Source organism: Roseovarius sp. MMSF_3298, from assembly GCF_030733705.1.
Classification (GTDB): Bacteria; Pseudomonadota; Alphaproteobacteria; order Rhodobacterales; family Rhodobacteraceae; genus Roseovarius; species Roseovarius confluentis.
The window spans coordinates 18,667-32,341 of record NZ_JASHIN010000021.1; the positions used below are offsets into that span (position 1 = coordinate 18,667).

Here is a 13,675-nt window from a genome sequence, read left to right on the forward strand (position 1 = left end):
AGAAGCGTTGCCCTGAAGGTTTTCACGCTAGCTCTTGAGGGGCGGCAGGAACCGGCGCGGTTCGGGCCGCGTTCAACCGGTCTGGAGGCCAAGCATGACCATCGCCATTCTTTACGTCGTGACCTTCGCGGTTTTCCTCGGGCTGGATTACCTGGGCCTGAGTTACCTGATCAAGCCGACCTTCGAGAAGGACGTCAAGGGCCTGCTGCTGGACAGCCCGCGCACGGGGCCGGCGGTCGTTTTCTACGCCTTCTATATCTTCTGCGTGCTGTGGTTCGTCAGCTGGCCCGCGATCCAGCAGGAGCGGACGCTGCTGTGGGTGTTTGGCACCGCGGCGCTGATCGGGGCGATGGGCTATGGCACTTACGAGTTTACCAACCTTGCGACGCTGAAGGATTGGACGTGGCGGATGGTCGCCACGGACTTTACCTGGGGCACGCTGCTGACGGGCACGTCGGCCACGGTGGGTGTCGCGGTGGCGCGGTGGTGGGCCTGAGGCAGCGCGTCAGCCTTTGACGAGCGCCAGGAAGTCGTCGATCTGCTCGTCTGTGAGGGACCAGTCGCAGACGCAGCGCATCAGGAGTGGTTCGTCCGGGTCGCCACCTTCCAAAGGACCTTCGTAGAGGCCGTAGACTGCGCCGCCCGCGTGCAGGCGCTGGTGCGTGGCGCGGGGCAGGCGGGCGAAGATCATGTTGGCCTGCGGTTCGGCGATAAAAGTGCAGCCGGGCAAGGCGCGCAGGCCGGCGACAAGGCGGGCGGCGTTGGCGTTGGCGCGCTGTGCCGAGGTCAGCCAGACATCGTTTTCGAGATAGCCCAGCATTTGCGCGGCGAGAAAGCGGCCCTTGGACACGAGGTGTCCGCCACGCTTGCGGCGGCGTTCCAGTTCCCATGCCTTGGCCGGGTCGAACATGACCACAGCCTCGACATTCAGGCAGCCGTTCTTGGAGGCGCCGAAGGAGACGGCGTCGATCCCGGCCTCATGGCTCATCTGCGCGGGCGTACAGCCGAGGGCGGCGCAGGCATTGGCAAAGCGCGCGCCGTCGAGATGCACCGAGAGGCCGTGGGCGTGGGCCACGTCGGTGATGCTGCGTAGTTCATCCAGCGTGTAAAGCTGGCCCATTTCGGTGACCTGCGTGAGGGCCAAGGTGCCCGGCTCGGACGTGTGGACGTCGCGGCGGGGCAGGGTTGAGATAGCGGCGGCGAGGTCATCGGCCGTCATCTTGTCCTCATGCCCCGTCAGGGTCAGGCGCGCGCCGCCGGTGTAGAACTCGGGCGCGTGACATTCATCGACGAGGATATGTGCGCGGGGCGTGCAGAAGATGGTCTGCCACGGCTGGGTGAGCGTGGCGAGCGCAAGGACGTTGGCCGCCGTGCCGGTGGCGACGAATTCGACCGCGGCGTCGGGGGCGGCGAAGACCTCGCGCACCTTGTCGCGGGCGGCGTCGGTGAGCGCGTCGGCGCCGTAGGGCGTGGCGTGGCCTTCGTTGGCGCGGGCCAGCGCTTCCATCACCTGGGGCAGGGCGGGGCCGGTGTTGTCGGAGCCTAGTCGCATCCCAGGGGTTCCTCTATCAGGTGCTCTTCCCACTCGTCCTCCGAGATCTCGAACTCGGGCAGGGTGGCGTTCTGCACCGAAACCCCGGCGGCGTGCACACTGTCGGGTGTGCCGGAGATGAGCGGGTGCCAGTCGTAAAGCGGCTTGCCGGTCCAGAGGAGCTTGTAGGCGCAGGTTTCCGGCAGCCAGTAGAGGCTGCCTTCGATATTCTTGGGCGAGAGCGAGATGCATTCGGGCACGAACTGGTGCCGGATGTCGTAATTGGCGCAGCGGCAGGTGCTGTCGTCGAACAGGCGGCAAGCGATGCGGGTCAGCGCGACCTCGCCGGTGTCCTCGTCCTCGAGCTTGTTAAGGCAGCATTTGCCGCAGCCATCGCAGAGCGCTTCCCATTCCTTTTGGGTCATGCGGTCCAGCGGCACGGTTTCCCAGTAGCGCGGGCGCAGGCCGGAGCGGTCGATGGGGTCGGAGGTGTCGGTCATATGGCGGCCAGGATCGCGCGGGCGCGGTCGCAGTCGGCGTCCATCTGGGCGATGAAGGCCTCCAGGCTGTCGAAAGTTTCCTCGGGGCGAAGGTATTCGACGAGGGCCACGGACAGGTCGGCGCCGTAGAGGTCGCCGGAGAAATCGAAGAGGAAGGTCTCGATATTGGGGACTTCGCCCTGGAACATAGGGCGCGTGCCGAGGGACGCCGCGCCGTGGTAGTGGCCGCGGTGCGGACCGTCCAGCACGTCGACCAGCACGGCGTAGACGCCGAAACGGGGCGGGTGCAGCCCTTCGATGGACATGTTGGCGGTGGGATAGCCGAGGTCGCGGCCGCGTTGTTCGCCGCCGATGACAGGCCCGTCGATGCGGTGCCAGTGGCCCAGCATGGCGGCGGCGTCGCGGGGGCGGCCCTCGCTCAGGGCGTCGCGGATGGCGGTGGAGGAGACCTGGCCGTCGTCGCCTTCGAGAAGCGTGGCGATGGTGACGTCGAAGCCCATGTCCTGCCCGAACCGTTTCAGGTCGGCGGAATTGCCGGCGCGGCCCTTGCCGAAGCAGAAATCGGCGCCGACGACCACATGCGTCAGGCCGAGGCCGTCGGCGATGACGTTGCGGGCGAATTCCTCGGGTGTGAGGCTGGCGAGGGCGGCGTTGAAGTTGAGTTCGTAGAGCCGTTCGACACCCAGCTTGGCCAAGCGGTTGGCGCGCGCCTCGTGGCCCATCAGGCGGAAGGGCGGCGCGTCGGGGGCGAAATACTCGCGCGGGTGCGGCTCGAACGTCAGCACACCAAGGGGACCGTCGCCCTTGCGGGCAAGGTCGATCACCGATTGGTGGCCCAGATGCACACCATCGAAATTGCCGATGGCGACGGAGGCGCCCCGGTCTTCGGGATCAATGAAGGTGTAATCGCGGATGATGCGCATGGCGCAGGGGTAGCCGGATGCGGGGGGGTGATCAAGAGGCGGTGCCGCGCATTCGGTTTGAAAGAAACGCAAACCGTTCTGATGCGTTCATGCAGCAGCAACAAGATGATTGGAGAGAATGAATGGCCGACAAACCCGTGCTCTACGGTTTCAACGGATCGACGTATGTGCGGACGGTGCGCATGGTCCTGATGGACAACGAGATTGACTATGATCAGGTGCATGTGAACGTGCTGGAAGGCGAGCCCAAACAGCCCGAGCACTTGAAGCGGCATCCCTTCGGCAAGGTGCCGGTCATGGACATCGACGATATGCGCCTGCGCGAGTGCGACGCGATCTGCCGCTACATCGACGAGACGGGCAAGGGGCCGAGCCTTGTGCCGGACGATCCCAAGGCGCGGGCGAAGATGAACGAGGCGATCAGCGTTTTCACCAGCTATGGGTACGACGCCCTGATGGCGGCGACGGGCTATCACCTGTTCCCCGAGCTGATCGGCGGCAAGAATGACGATGCCCTGTCGAAAAGCCTTGCGGACTCGCAGACGCTGAACGCGCTGCTGATGGACTGGGCCGATCCGTTCATCTGCGGCAAGGAGCCGACGCTGGCGGACTACATGCTGGCGCCGATGATCTATTACGTGTCGCTGACGCCCGAGGCCGACAACATCATCACCGGCAAGCTGGCGCGGTGGTGGACGCCGATGCAGGAGATCGAAAGCTTCAAGGCGACCGATCCCGATATGGGCTGATCGCCCGTCGCGCTTGCATCAGGTCTGGCTGGGGCCGCGCCGCTGCATCACGGCCTGGCGGATGGCCGCCCAGCTGTCGGCCTCTGACTTGCGTCCGGCGTCCTGCGACTCGCGCATTTTTCGCGCGGCCTCGGCCTCGGCCTTGGGGCCGTGCGCGCTCAGCAGCGCGCGGGCGTATTCGGCTGTCTGGATCGCATCCATCGGTTGGGTCCTCCCTCTGGTTGTCCAATTATGAAACGCATTATACACGATTCGTGTTCCGGTCGTGTGACGCGCGGCGATCTATCGCCGGGCGGTTGTACGCGGCTCAGTCAAACTTGCCGGTCGGGGCCAGCACGGTCGCCTCGCCCACGAGGACCTTCTTGCCGTCCACGAGGCAGCGGGTTTCCAGCGTCACGCGGCGCTTGGCGTAGTCGATGGCGGTCACCTCGACCTCGGCCTCGACCATGTCGCCGGGGCGCACGGGGCCGAGGAATTTCAGGGTCTGGCCCATGTAGACGGTGCCGTGCCCCGGAAGCTGTTCTCCGATCACCGCAGATATCAGGCCGGCCGTGAGCATCCCGTGGGCGATGCGCCCCTCGAAGATGGTGTCGCGGGCATAATCGTCGTCCATGTGCACCGGGTTATGGTCGGTCGAGACCTCGGCGAACATGCGAATGTCCTCGTCGGTCACCACTTTGCGCAGCGACCGGGTCATTCCCATTTCGATCTCTTCGATCGTGATCGTTCCGCGCGGCATGTTGTCCAACATCAGACCCTCCATTTCCACCTGCGCCCCTAACGGGTGCGCAATAAATAACACCATACGATAGGTAAGGATGCAACTTTATTACTTTGCAGGCGCAGAAAATCAAGGGTTATTTTGTCAGCGCAGTTTGCCGATGGCGTAGGTCGGAGACGACATTTCCTTTTGCAGGTAAGCGGTTAGCGCCTGCGGGTCGGGCTGGTGCGACGTTTTGGTTTCGTCCGCCGCCAGCCCGCCGGTGATGAAGAGAGAATCGATATCCTCGCCCGTTGCGCCCTGGATGTCGGTGGCGATGCCGTCGCCGATGGCGAGGATGCCGTCGCTGGAGATATCCTTGCCCAAGGCCGAAAGGCGACGGCGGGCGAGGTCGTAGATCGGCGGGTGCGGTTTGCCGAAATAGAGGCTTTCGCCGCCCATTTCGGTGTAAAGCCGGGCGAGCGCCCCCGCGCACCATTCGCGCACGTCGCCACGATCAACGATGATGTCGGGGTTGGCGCAAAGCAGTTTCAGGCCCTTCTGCTTGGCATAGAGAAAATCGGCGCGATTTGTTTCGGGATCGGCCATCGTGTCGTTGGGACCGCAGCAGACGATGCCCTCGGCGTCTTTCAGGTCAACGCGCTCGATCTCGACGGGGTTGTCGATGACTTCCAGCGGTTCGAAAAAGCCCGCATCGCGCGCCCATTCGCCCATGAACCACACCTTGCGGCCGACCATCCCGCGATACATCGCGGCGCGGGCGCTGTCGCCGGACGTGGCAATGGCGTCATAGCAGGACGCGGGCACGCCGAAGCTTTCGAGTTGGGATTCGACGCCGGCGCGGGGCTTGGGGGAGTTGGTGACCAGCACCACCGTGCCGCCATCGGCGCGGTAGGTCATCAGCGCCTCGACCGCGTCCGGGTAGGCGGTGACGCCGTTATGCACACAGCCCCAAAGGTCGACGAAAAGCGCGTCGTAATTGCCGGAGATTTCGGAGAGGGAAGTGATGATCTGGGTCACTGCGATACGGGCCTTTCGCGTCGTTAAGTGTCGAAAACCGTATGCCAGCGAAGGGGCTGTTTGACCAGCCGGGGTTTCGGCCCGGGATGCGGGCCGAAACGGGATTGGGCGTATCAGTGCACGGCGACCGGATCGAGGTCGTTCTGGCGGGCCAGAACGAAGGCCATCTTGCGGTCGGCGACAAGCGCCAGGCGCTCGCCTTCCTCGTTGTGCACGGCGTAGAGCGTTTCCAACTCGCCCACCTGCTCGCGCATGTCCTCGGGCAGATCCTCGGCGTTGACCTGACGGACATAGACGATGGGACGCTCGGCCTCGTGATCGAATTCGTACTGCGTTTCCATACTATTTACCCCTTGTTTATCTTGATGGTCTGAACCACCGTTTCTGGTGCGGCGCGGGTCAGGTCGACGTGCAACAGCCCGTTTTCCATGATCGCTTCGCCCACTTCGACCCCGTCGGCCAGCACGAAGCTGCGCTGGAACTGGCGGGCGGCGATGCCGCGATGCAGATAGACGCGGCCATCCGCATCGTCCCGCTGGCGTCCGCGGATCACCAGTTGGCGGTCTTCCAGCGTGATCGACAGGTCTCCGTCGGCGAATCCGGCCACGGCCAGCGTGATCCGATAGGAATTCTCGGAGGTCTGTTCGATGTTGAAAGGCGGGTAGCCTTCGTTTCCCGACTTGGCGCTGCGTTCCAGCAGGCGCTCAAGCTGCTCGAAGCCGAGCATGTAGGGGTGCGATCCCATCGTGTGCTTTGTCATGGGCGTGTCCTTATGCAGTCAAGCGACAGTCCGTATGTGAAGGCCCCGTTCGCGGCGACCTCTTGCAGTGAATATGGGGGCGCGGGGCGGGGCCTGCAAGGGCTATGCTGCGAGAGGGTTTGTCGCTATTCTGCCCCAACGCGGGGCATTTTTCGGAGAATCGGGGCGAATGAACAAGTTCAACGACCTTTCGATGAAGTCGGACGAAGTGCTGCGGGTGGAGTTGGAGGAGTTCCGGCGCCAGCACCGCGACCTTGACGAGGCGATCCGCGCGCTGGAGGAAAAAGGCACCAGCGATTTTCTGACCGTGAAGCGCTTCAAACAGCAAAAATTGCGGCTGAAGGACCGGATCTCGTGGATCGAGGATCGGCTGCTGCCGGATATCATTGCGTAGGCACCGCTGATCGGTATAGTTCGCGCTCCGCAAAGGGGAGCGAGACATGGGCAATCCGCAGATCGGCATCATCATGGGCAGCCAGTCGGACTGGGCCACCATGAAGGAGGCCGCCTTGATCCTGGACGAGCTGGGCGTGTCGTACGAGACGAAGATCGTCTCGGCGCATCGCACGCCGGACCGGCTGTGGGACTATGGCAAAAGCGCCGTGGACCGCGGCCTGAAGGCGATCATCGCGGGTGCGGGCGGTGCCGCGCATCTGCCGGGCATGATGGCCAGCAAGACGCGCGTGCCCGTGATCGGCGTGCCGGTGCAGACCAAGGCGCTGAGCGGTGTGGACAGCCTTTATTCCATCGTGCAGATGCCCAAGGGCTTTCCCGTGGCCACCATGGCGATCGGATCGGCGGGCGCGGCCAATGCCGGGCTGATGGCGGCGGCGATCCTTGCCAATGGCGATGCGGCGTTGGCGGAGCGGCTGGACAAGTGGCGTGATGCGTTGTCGGCATCGATCCCGGAGGAGCCATCGGATGACTGAACCTTTGCCGCAGGGTGCGGTGATCGGAATCCTGGGTGGCGGGCAACTTGGGCGGATGCTGTCCGTCGCGGCCAGCCGGCTGGGGTTCAAGACCTGCATTTTCGAGCCGGGGGGCGATTGCCCGGCCAGCCATGTTTCGAACTTTCACTTGCAGAAGTCTTACGAAGACGCAGACGCGCTGCGGCAGTTCGCGGATGCCGTGGACGTGGTGACCTACGAGTTCGAGAACATCCCGACCTCGGCGCTGGACGTGCTGGAAGCGGCCCGCCCGATTCGTCCGGGGCGCGAGGCGCTGCGGGTGAGCCAGGACCGGCTGACCGAGAAGGCGTTCCTGACCGGGCTGGGACTGAGCACCGCACCTTACGCCGACATCACCGATCTTGCGAGCCTTGAGGCCGCGCTGGAGGAGATGGGCACGCCCGCGATCCTGAAAACACGGCGGTTCGGCTATGATGGCAAGGGCCAAGTGCGGATCAACGATGCGGCCGAAGCTGAAGCAGCGCTGGCCGAGATGAACGGCGCACCCGCGATCCTGGAAGGGTTCGTGGCGTTCAGTCACGAGGTATCGGTGATCGGTGCGCGCGGCGTGGACGGGCAGGTGGCTTGTTTCGATCCGGGCGAGAACGTGCACCGCGACGGGATTTTGCACACGACTACGGTTCCGGCGACGCTGAGCACGGCGCAGCGGACGGACGCCGTGCTGCTGGCCGGGCGGATATTGAACGCGCTGGACTATGTCGGCGTGATGGGCGTGGAACTGTTCGTGACGGCGCAGGGCCTGATCGTGAACGAGATTGCGCCAAGGGTGCACAACTCGGGCCACTGGACGCAGCAGGGTTGCACGGTGGACCAGTTCGAGCAGCATGTCCGGGCGGTGGCCGGGTGGCCACTGGGCGACGGGTCGCGCTATGCCGACGTGGTGATGGAAAACCTCATTGGCGATGACATGGACCGCGTGCCGGCGATTGCCGGAGAGGCGGGCGCGAGCCTGCATCTTTACGGCAAGGCCGAGGCCAAGCCGGGGCGCAAGATGGGGCATGTGAACCGGGTCACGCGGTCGGGCTAAGCGATAAAGCGGTGCGCGACGTCGCCTTTCAAGTAGGTGACCTGGCCGCCCGAGATCGTGGCGCAGATATCGCGGGTACTGGCATCGACGATGACGAGGTCGGCTCGTTGTCCGGGGGTAAGCGTGCCGCGGTCGGACAGACCCAGAAGCTGTGCCGGACCCGACGAGATCATCCCCCAGGCGGCAGCGAAGTCCATCAGGCCGCCATCGGCCAGCAGGAACGCGGCGCGGCGCATCGACGGGTAGTGGTAGTCCGAGGCGAGTGAATCGCACAGCCCCATCGCGATCAGGTCGAGCGCGCTGGCATTGCCCTTGTGCGAGCCGCCGCGTACCACGTTCGGGGCACCCAGCACGATCGGTGCGCCGGTGTCGCGCGCGGCTTCCGCCGCCTCGGCGGTTTCGGGAAATTCGGCAATATGCACACCGCGCGCGGTCCATGCAGCGCGTTGTTCGGTGGTGGCGTCGTCGTGGCTGCCAAGGCGCACGGGCAGGTCTGCCAGCCGGGCGCAGAGGGCGTCGAGGGCGGACGGAACGTCGGCCATGCCGTCGTGGAGCGCGTGAATGTCTTCGAGATGCTTGTCGGGGTTCTTGCCGATCCTGAGCGATTTGCCGACGTGGCCCGGGGGTGTCTTGCCCTTGGCCAGCAGGTCATGCGGCAGGTGGTCGTTGAACACCAGATAGGGGATGGCGTAGCGTGTGATCCAATCCTCTATCGTGGCGTAGTCGTCCAGCATCGAGATCTCGAAGCGCAGCTGCACGCGCAGGTCGGTGCCGACGCGGGGGCGTATATCGTCGAGGCTTTCCAGCACGCGCTGGGCGAAGTCCGGCCCGCGCATCCCGCCTTCCCAGCTGTAGAACTGTGCCAGTGTGGCGGTGGTGATGCCGTTCGCGGCCAGCTCGGCCTCGGCCACGATCAGGCCCTGGTCGAGGTCTTTCATGGCCCCGCGCCGCGGGGCGAGATGTTTTTCGAAGGCATCGCCATGGGCATCGACCAGGCCCGGCAGGATGAGATAACCCGAAAGGTCGATCTCGCGCGCTGGCGTCTCATCAGTGATCACACCGTCCGACAGGCAGAGTGGCGTGTCTGCGAGGTCCGAGGGCGTCAGCACCTCGGCCCCGGTCAGGCGCAACGACAGGCTCATTCCGTGAGGCCCATGAACATGTCTGTGATGTTCATGTCGTGGTCGAACTTGCCGGTCCTCAGGAAGGACAGAACCTGCGCGATCACGTAAGGATTGTTCATCATGAAGGTGTGGCTGACGGGCAGTTCGATATGGTCGGCCATGCCGTCGACCTTGGTGGACTCGACAGAGACCTTGCCGTCATCGGCGCCCTCGATCAGCGTGGAATAATAGGGGTTGAGCGAGCGCGTGCCGGCGATGACGCCAAGCTCGAAGTCAATCGGCGGAAGGCTGTTGGCAAATCCGTCCTCGCCGGTGTCGAGCTGCATCCCGGCGGGCCCGTTGATCAACTCAAAAAGCTCCAGCCCGCCCAGTTGGTCCACCAGTTCCGAGCCGTGGTTGGGTGGGCCAAGCATGACGACACGGCCCATGTCGTCGGGGCGGTTGTCGCGCAGCCAATGGCGCAGAAGGATGCCGCCCATCGAATGGGTGACAAAATGGATCTTGTCCTGACCACAGACGCGGGCGGCGTAGGGCAGGGTTTCCTCGGCCAGTTCGGCGATATCGAGTTCGGTCGAGGGATAATCGGTGCGGAAGGTGGTGTAACCTTCGTTTTTCAGCACTTCCTCCATCACGATGAAGGAGGTTTCGGTCCGCGCCAGGCCATGCAGCAGCACCACGCAATCGGCCAAAGCCGGAGCGGGGAGCAGAAGGGCAAGGGCGGTCAGCGCGGATTTCATGGATAGGGAGATAAGCCTTCGGGCCTCGCAGATACAGCCCCCTGCGTCAGGAATTGCGGCGGCGCGGCATGGAAAGCGCAACCCCGCCCAGAACGAGGGCGGAGGAGAGCACGATCTGCACGGTCAGGGACTCGCTCAACAGAAGGATGCCGCCCAGGAGCGCGATGATCGGCACTGTGAGTTGCGCGACGGCGGCCACGGAAGCGGCAAGCGAGGGCAGGACGGTGTACCAGAGCGCATATCCCAGCCCCGAGGTGACTGCGCCGGTGATGATGGCGAGAAAGATGCCGTAGCCGGAGAGTGGCGCGGCGTCGGCAGCGCTGGGCAGGGCGAGCCAGGCCAGCAGGCCGACGGGCGCGGCGAGGGTGAAGTTGGCGGCTGTGGCTTGAAGCGCGTCTTTGGATTTACGGCCGGCCAGAGAATAAATGCCCCAACCGATGCCTGCGAGCGCCATGAGCGCACCGTGCCACGGGCTGACCGGCGTGCCGGCGCCGGGCCACATCAGCCATGCAAGACCAGCAAGCGCCAGACCCGCGCCGATCCAACGGCGGGCGGGCAGGGTCTCGCGTGTGAGTAGGGCAGCGGCGAACATGGTGATCTGCACCATGCCAAAGAGGATGAGCGCGCCAAGCCCCGCGTCGAGCGCGGTGTAGGCCAATGAGAAGCCGTACATGTAGACCAGCAGCGACAGGACGCCAGATACGCGCGCGGGACCGCCAAGGCGGAGCCCGCCGCGCAGGACGATGCAAAGCCCCGCCAGCATCGCTGCGCCCGCGACGAGACGGATCGCCCCGAAGGGAACGGCGTCGATATGCCCGCCCGCCAGGGCGAGCCGGTTGAGGATGGAGTTGGCGGCGAAGGCCACCATCGTCAGGGCGGTGAGCATGAAGAGACGCATGGGACCATGCGTAGCGCGGGGCTGGGTGGAAGGAAACTCACATTGGCGCGGGGGCGGAATTTTGAAAAAATTCCGGGCAATTTTCTTTGAAAGAAAATTCCCGCGCCCGCGTTAGCCGAGGGTCTCGAAGCCCGGCGTGTTCGCATCCTCGGGGTGCTTGGCAAGGTGCTTGCGCTTGATCGTCTCGGAGGTATCGCGGCTGCCGTCGTGGCTCCATCCCGGGGGCTTGATGCAGTAGTTCAGTCGATCGCGCCAGGTGAGTCCGGGCTGGATCACGTCGCGGAAGATACCCACCCACTCGTGGAAGGCCACGCGGATGGGATTGAAGGTGCCCAGGTTGCGGACGAGACCGTAATCGACCTTTTCGCTGTCCTGTTCCGGGACGAAGGTGCCGAACATCTTGTCCCAGATGATGAAGACACCGGCATAGTTGGCATCGAGATAGCGCGCATTGCGGCCGTGGTGGACGCGGTGGTGCGAGGGTGTGTTCATCAACGCCTCGAACCAGCGGGGCAGTCGGGTGATCGCCTCGGTATGGATCCAGAACTGGTAGATCAGGTTCAAACCGCCGCAAAACAGCACCATCGCGGGGTGAAAGCCCAGCAGGATCAGCGGCGCCCGGACCAGCATCATGAAGGTGAAGGTGCCGGTCCATGTTTGGCGCAGGGCGGTGGTGAGGTTGTAGTGCTGCGAGGAGTGATGATTGACGTGGCTGGCCCAGACCCAGCGGATGCGATGCCCGAAACGGTGCACCCAGTAGTAGCGCAGGTCGTCCAGCACGAAGCAGAGGATCACCACCCAGACCGACGTGCCGAGGTCGAGCGGTGTGATGGCCCAGAGCGCCATGAAGAACCCGTATGCGACAAAGCCCAGCAGGATGCCGGAGGCCACGTTGCCGGCGCCCATCACGAGCGATGTCAGCGCGTCGTAGGTCTCGTACCGGCCACCGCGGCGCTTGAGAACGATCCAGGTGAGTTCGATCAGGATGAGCGCGATGAAGACCGGCACGGCGAAGTTCACCACGTCGGGATAGGTCAGTTGATCCGTCATCGGGAGGCCTCCATCAGGCCGGGCCAGAGGCGGGCCTCGTCGGGGTCGAGCTTCAGGGTGATGCGCGGCGCGGTGTAATCGGGCAGGGCGATGCGCAGCCCTGTGTCGGTCTGCGTGATCCGCGCGCCGTCGAGATACCGCGCGGTGGTGTCGGCGCCCATGGGCCAGACCACGCCGGGACCGCGGGACGTTTCCACGAGGGCGGCGTGGCGGTCGTGGCTGAGGATCACGCGCGTGGGCGTATCGTCGGGGAATTCGCGGAGCCAGGCGCGGGTGGCGGCGGACCCGTCATCGAACGTGGCGGGTTTCGAGAGGCCGAGCAGGTGCAGCAGCACCGCAATCCCTGCGATGCCGAGCACGACCATCGGTAGCAAGATGCTGAGCGGCATGTCCTCTTCCCTCGCGCCGCATTTAGCCAAGAAAGGGGGGCGGCGATCAAGGGTGACGTTACGACGCCGCCGCCCCCGCGCGGTCCAGCGCCTGTTCGAGGTCGGCGATGAGATCGTCCGCGTCCTCGATACCGATCGACAGGCGCAAAAGGCGGGGATGGACAGGGAAGCCCTCGCCCGAGACGGTCTTGCGGTGTTCGATCAGGCTTTCGACGCCGCCAAGCGACGTGGCGGGATAGAAGACCTCGCAATAGCGGCTGACGTCGATGGCGGTCTGCTCGGTGCCCTTGACGAGGATCGAGAGCATCCCGCCGTAGAGGCCGCCGGTCTGGCGTTTGGCGATCTCGTGGTCTGGGTGCGAGGGCAAGCCGGGATACATCACGGCGTCGATGCCGGGATGGCCTTCGAAATGCTGCGCCACGGCCAGGGCGTTCTCGGTCGCGCGTTCGTAGCGGAGCATCAGTGTGCGCATGCCGCGGATCAGAAGGAAGGCGTCGAAGGAATGCAGGACGGTCCCTTGAATCATGCGGACGTGGAAGATCTCGTCCCAGTAGGTCCCGGTTTCGCGCACAGACAGTACGCCGGCGGTCACGTCGGAATGGCCGTTGAGGTACTTGGTGGCGGAATGAAAGGAGATATCCGCGCCAAGTTCCAGCGCGCGGGTGGCGCAGGGGGGCGTGCCGGTGCAGTCGGTGACCAGTTTCGCCCCGGCGGCATGGGCGATCTCTGCGGCGGCGGCGATGTCGGTCGTGTCCCAGTTGGGGTTGTTGGGGCTTTCGACCCAGACCAGCGCGGTCTCGCCATTGACCGTTGCTGCCTTCATCGCGTCGAGATCGCCGGCGGGATAGTAGCTGACCCGCAGGCGGTTCTTGGCCTCGTAGGTTTTGAACTGGGCGAGGACGCCGTGATACATCACCTCGGGCACCACCACGTGCGCGTCCGCGGGCAGGTGTTCGATCACCGCAGTGGCCGCGCCCATGCCCGACGAAAAGAGCAGGCTCTCGGCGGCGCTTTCGAGGTCGGCGATGATCGCCTCGGCCTGTTCGGTCGTCACGTTGCTGTCGCGGCGGTACATGTAGCTTTGGCGCAGTTCGTAGTTGTCATCCCTCGCGTAGGTGGCGGCGGTCTGGATCTGCGGCACGATGGCACCGGTGGCGGGGTCGAGATAGCGCAGGGCCTGCGCGAGCTTGGTGGCGGGCGAAAGCGGGCGGTTGGGGCGGTGTGCCATGAGCATGTTCCTTTCAGCGTCGGGGCGGACGGTACGCATTTGGCCCGCGA

The 13,675-nt window shown here is 64.7% G+C and carries 19 protein-coding genes; 5 read left to right on the plus strand and 14 right to left on the minus strand.

The features are described 5' to 3' along the window. Nucleotides 1-94 precede the first annotated feature (94 nt). Nucleotides 95-496: a DUF2177 family protein gene (locus RBB18_RS16950; protein ID WP_306111650.1), complete on the plus strand. Its 402-nt coding sequence runs from the start codon at nt 95-97 to the stop codon at nt 494-496. Nucleotides 497-505: 9 nt separating this feature from the next. Here RBB18_RS16950 and RBB18_RS16955 read toward each other — a convergent pair whose 3' ends face one another. The 3 genes from RBB18_RS16955 to RBB18_RS16965 are packed head-to-tail and all read right to left on the minus strand — an operon-like array spanning nt 506 to nt 2,954. After that, nucleotides 506-1,552, minus strand: a complete 1,047-nt coding sequence (locus RBB18_RS16955) for a low specificity L-threonine aldolase (protein ID WP_306111649.1) — start codon at nt 1,550-1,552, stop codon at nt 506-508. Then, nucleotides 1,543-2,031: a YcgN family cysteine cluster protein gene (locus RBB18_RS16960; RefSeq protein ID WP_103763275.1), complete on the minus strand. Its 489-nt coding sequence runs from the start codon at nt 2,029-2,031 to the stop codon at nt 1,543-1,545. The genes RBB18_RS16955 and RBB18_RS16960 overlap by 10 nt, the downstream gene beginning before the upstream one ends. Then, nucleotides 2,028-2,954, minus strand: coding sequence for a bifunctional riboflavin kinase/FAD synthetase (locus tag RBB18_RS16965; protein WP_306111648.1), 927 nt, complete (start codon nt 2,952-2,954; stop codon nt 2,028-2,030). Before RBB18_RS16965 ends, RBB18_RS16960 begins: the two co-directional genes overlap by 4 nt. Before the next feature lie 122 nt (nt 2,955-3,076). On the opposite strand from RBB18_RS16965, the gene RBB18_RS16970 reads away from it, so the two are divergent. Continuing rightward, nucleotides 3,077-3,703, plus strand: coding sequence for a glutathione S-transferase family protein (locus RBB18_RS16970; protein ID WP_306111647.1), 627 nt, complete (start codon nt 3,077-3,079; stop codon nt 3,701-3,703). Nucleotides 3,704-3,721: 18 nt separating this feature from the next. On the opposite strand, the gene RBB18_RS16975 is transcribed toward RBB18_RS16970, so the two are convergent. From RBB18_RS16975 to RBB18_RS16995, 5 genes are all read right to left on the minus strand, one after another. After that, on the minus strand, nt 3,722-3,904 hold the full coding sequence (locus RBB18_RS16975; RefSeq protein ID WP_103763278.1) for a hypothetical protein: 183 nt from the start codon (nt 3,902-3,904) through the stop codon (nt 3,722-3,724). 106 nt (nt 3,905-4,010) lie between these two features. After that, nucleotides 4,011-4,454 carry a MaoC family dehydratase gene (locus RBB18_RS16980; RefSeq protein WP_103763448.1) on the minus strand — a complete coding sequence of 148 codons (444 nt, stop codon included), beginning with the start codon at nt 4,452-4,454 and terminating at the stop codon, nt 4,011-4,013. Nucleotides 4,455-4,568: 114 nt separating this feature from the next. Beyond that, nucleotides 4,569-5,444 (minus strand): TIGR01459 family HAD-type hydrolase, encoded by an 876-nt coding sequence (locus RBB18_RS16985; protein WP_103763279.1) that lies wholly within the window; start codon nt 5,442-5,444, stop codon nt 4,569-4,571. 113 nt (nt 5,445-5,557) lie between these two features. Further along, complete coding sequence (locus RBB18_RS16990; protein WP_152475776.1) at nt 5,558-5,785, minus strand: DUF1150 family protein; 228 nt, start codon at nt 5,783-5,785, stop codon at nt 5,558-5,560. Nucleotides 5,786-5,790: 5 nt separating this feature from the next. After that, nucleotides 5,791-6,204, minus strand: coding sequence for an Hsp20 family protein (locus RBB18_RS16995; RefSeq protein WP_103763281.1), 414 nt, complete (start codon nt 6,202-6,204; stop codon nt 5,791-5,793). Between the two features lie 169 nt (nt 6,205-6,373). Between RBB18_RS16995 and RBB18_RS17000 the strand changes: the two genes are divergently transcribed. The 3 genes from RBB18_RS17000 to RBB18_RS17010 are packed head-to-tail and all read left to right on the plus strand — an operon-like array spanning nt 6,374 to nt 8,199. Beyond that, complete coding sequence (locus tag RBB18_RS17000) at nt 6,374-6,598, plus strand: YdcH family protein (RefSeq protein ID WP_103763282.1); 225 nt, start codon at nt 6,374-6,376, stop codon at nt 6,596-6,598. Nucleotides 6,599-6,644: 46 nt separating this feature from the next. Beyond that, nucleotides 6,645-7,133, plus strand: a complete 489-nt coding sequence (gene purE / locus RBB18_RS17005) for a 5-(carboxyamino)imidazole ribonucleotide mutase (RefSeq protein ID WP_274593063.1) — start codon at nt 6,645-6,647, stop codon at nt 7,131-7,133. Further along, complete coding sequence (locus RBB18_RS17010; protein ID WP_274593062.1) at nt 7,126-8,199, plus strand: 5-(carboxyamino)imidazole ribonucleotide synthase; 1,074 nt, start codon at nt 7,126-7,128, stop codon at nt 8,197-8,199. Before purE ends, RBB18_RS17010 begins: the two co-directional genes overlap by 8 nt. On the opposite strand, the gene RBB18_RS17015 is transcribed toward RBB18_RS17010, so the two are convergent. The 6 genes from RBB18_RS17015 to RBB18_RS17040 all read right to left on the minus strand — a co-directional run bounded on the left by RBB18_RS17015 (nt 8,196) and on the right by RBB18_RS17040 (nt 13,625). Beyond that, entirely contained in the window at nt 8,196-9,341 is a 1,146-nt protein-coding gene (locus RBB18_RS17015) for an alpha-D-ribose 1-methylphosphonate 5-triphosphate diphosphatase (RefSeq protein WP_103763285.1), read from the minus strand. The genes RBB18_RS17010 and RBB18_RS17015 overlap by 4 nt on opposite strands. Further along, nucleotides 9,338-10,060 carry an alpha/beta fold hydrolase gene (locus RBB18_RS17020; protein ID WP_274593060.1) on the minus strand — a complete coding sequence of 241 codons (723 nt, stop codon included), beginning with the start codon at nt 10,058-10,060 and terminating at the stop codon, nt 9,338-9,340. Before RBB18_RS17020 ends, RBB18_RS17015 begins: the two co-directional genes overlap by 4 nt. A 46-nt stretch (nt 10,061-10,106) precedes the next feature. Further along, on the minus strand, nt 10,107-10,958 hold the full coding sequence (locus RBB18_RS17025; protein WP_306111646.1) for a DMT family transporter: 852 nt from the start codon (nt 10,956-10,958) through the stop codon (nt 10,107-10,109). A 111-nt stretch (nt 10,959-11,069) separates the two neighbouring features. After that, the gene (locus RBB18_RS17030; protein WP_306111645.1) at nt 11,070-12,008 is read right to left on the minus strand and encodes a sterol desaturase family protein; all 939 of its coding nucleotides are present in this window, start codon (nt 12,006-12,008) and stop codon (nt 11,070-11,072) included. Then, entirely contained in the window at nt 12,005-12,397 is a 393-nt protein-coding gene (locus RBB18_RS17035; protein WP_103763289.1) for a hypothetical protein, read from the minus strand. Before RBB18_RS17035 ends, RBB18_RS17030 begins: the two co-directional genes overlap by 4 nt. Nucleotides 12,398-12,455: 58 nt before the next feature. Then, nucleotides 12,456-13,625, minus strand: a complete 1,170-nt coding sequence (locus tag RBB18_RS17040) for a PLP-dependent aspartate aminotransferase family protein (protein ID WP_274593057.1) — start codon at nt 13,623-13,625, stop codon at nt 12,456-12,458. Between the last annotated feature and the right edge of the window lie 50 nt (nt 13,626-13,675).

What these genes read in the sequence shown, in the direction of transcription:
- RBB18_RS16950 (WP_306111650.1), top strand. Translation starts at nt 95, where the DNA reads ATGACCATCGCCATTCTTTACGTCGTGACCTTCGCGGTTTTCCTCGGG.
- RBB18_RS16955 (WP_306111649.1), bottom strand. Translation starts at nt 1,552, where the DNA reads ATGCGACTAGGCTCCGACAACACCGGCCCCGCCCTGCCCCAGGTGATG.
- RBB18_RS16960 (WP_103763275.1), bottom strand. Translation starts at nt 2,031, where the DNA reads ATGACCGACACCTCCGACCCCATCGACCGCTCCGGCCTGCGCCCGCGC.
- RBB18_RS16965 (WP_306111648.1), bottom strand. Translation starts at nt 2,954, where the DNA reads ATGCGCATCATCCGCGATTACACCTTCATTGATCCCGAAGACCGGGGC.
- RBB18_RS16970 (WP_306111647.1), top strand. Translation starts at nt 3,077, where the DNA reads ATGGCCGACAAACCCGTGCTCTACGGTTTCAACGGATCGACGTATGTG.
- RBB18_RS16975 (WP_103763278.1), bottom strand. Translation starts at nt 3,904, where the DNA reads ATGGATGCGATCCAGACAGCCGAATACGCCCGCGCGCTGCTGAGCGCG.
- RBB18_RS16980 (WP_103763448.1), bottom strand. Translation starts at nt 4,454, where the DNA reads ATGTTGGACAACATGCCGCGCGGAACGATCACGATCGAAGAGATCGAA.
- RBB18_RS16990 (WP_152475776.1), bottom strand. Translation starts at nt 5,785, where the DNA reads ATGGAAACGCAGTACGAATTCGATCACGAGGCCGAGCGTCCCATCGTC.
- RBB18_RS16995 (WP_103763281.1), bottom strand. Translation starts at nt 6,204, where the DNA reads ATGACAAAGCACACGATGGGATCGCACCCCTACATGCTCGGCTTCGAG.
- RBB18_RS17000 (WP_103763282.1), top strand. Translation starts at nt 6,374, where the DNA reads ATGAACAAGTTCAACGACCTTTCGATGAAGTCGGACGAAGTGCTGCGG.
- purE (WP_274593063.1), top strand. Translation starts at nt 6,645, where the DNA reads ATGGGCAATCCGCAGATCGGCATCATCATGGGCAGCCAGTCGGACTGG.
- RBB18_RS17010 (WP_274593062.1), top strand. Translation starts at nt 7,126, where the DNA reads ATGACTGAACCTTTGCCGCAGGGTGCGGTGATCGGAATCCTGGGTGGC.
- RBB18_RS17015 (WP_103763285.1), bottom strand. Translation starts at nt 9,341, where the DNA reads ATGAGCCTGTCGTTGCGCCTGACCGGGGCCGAGGTGCTGACGCCCTCG.
- RBB18_RS17020 (WP_274593060.1), bottom strand. Translation starts at nt 10,060, where the DNA reads ATGAAATCCGCGCTGACCGCCCTTGCCCTTCTGCTCCCCGCTCCGGCT.
- RBB18_RS17025 (WP_306111646.1), bottom strand. Translation starts at nt 10,958, where the DNA reads ATGCGTCTCTTCATGCTCACCGCCCTGACGATGGTGGCCTTCGCCGCC.
- RBB18_RS17030 (WP_306111645.1), bottom strand. Translation starts at nt 12,008, where the DNA reads ATGACGGATCAACTGACCTATCCCGACGTGGTGAACTTCGCCGTGCCG.
- RBB18_RS17035 (WP_103763289.1), bottom strand. Translation starts at nt 12,397, where the DNA reads ATGCCGCTCAGCATCTTGCTACCGATGGTCGTGCTCGGCATCGCAGGG.
- RBB18_RS17040 (WP_274593057.1), bottom strand. Translation starts at nt 13,625, where the DNA reads ATGGCACACCGCCCCAACCGCCCGCTTTCGCCCGCCACCAAGCTCGCG.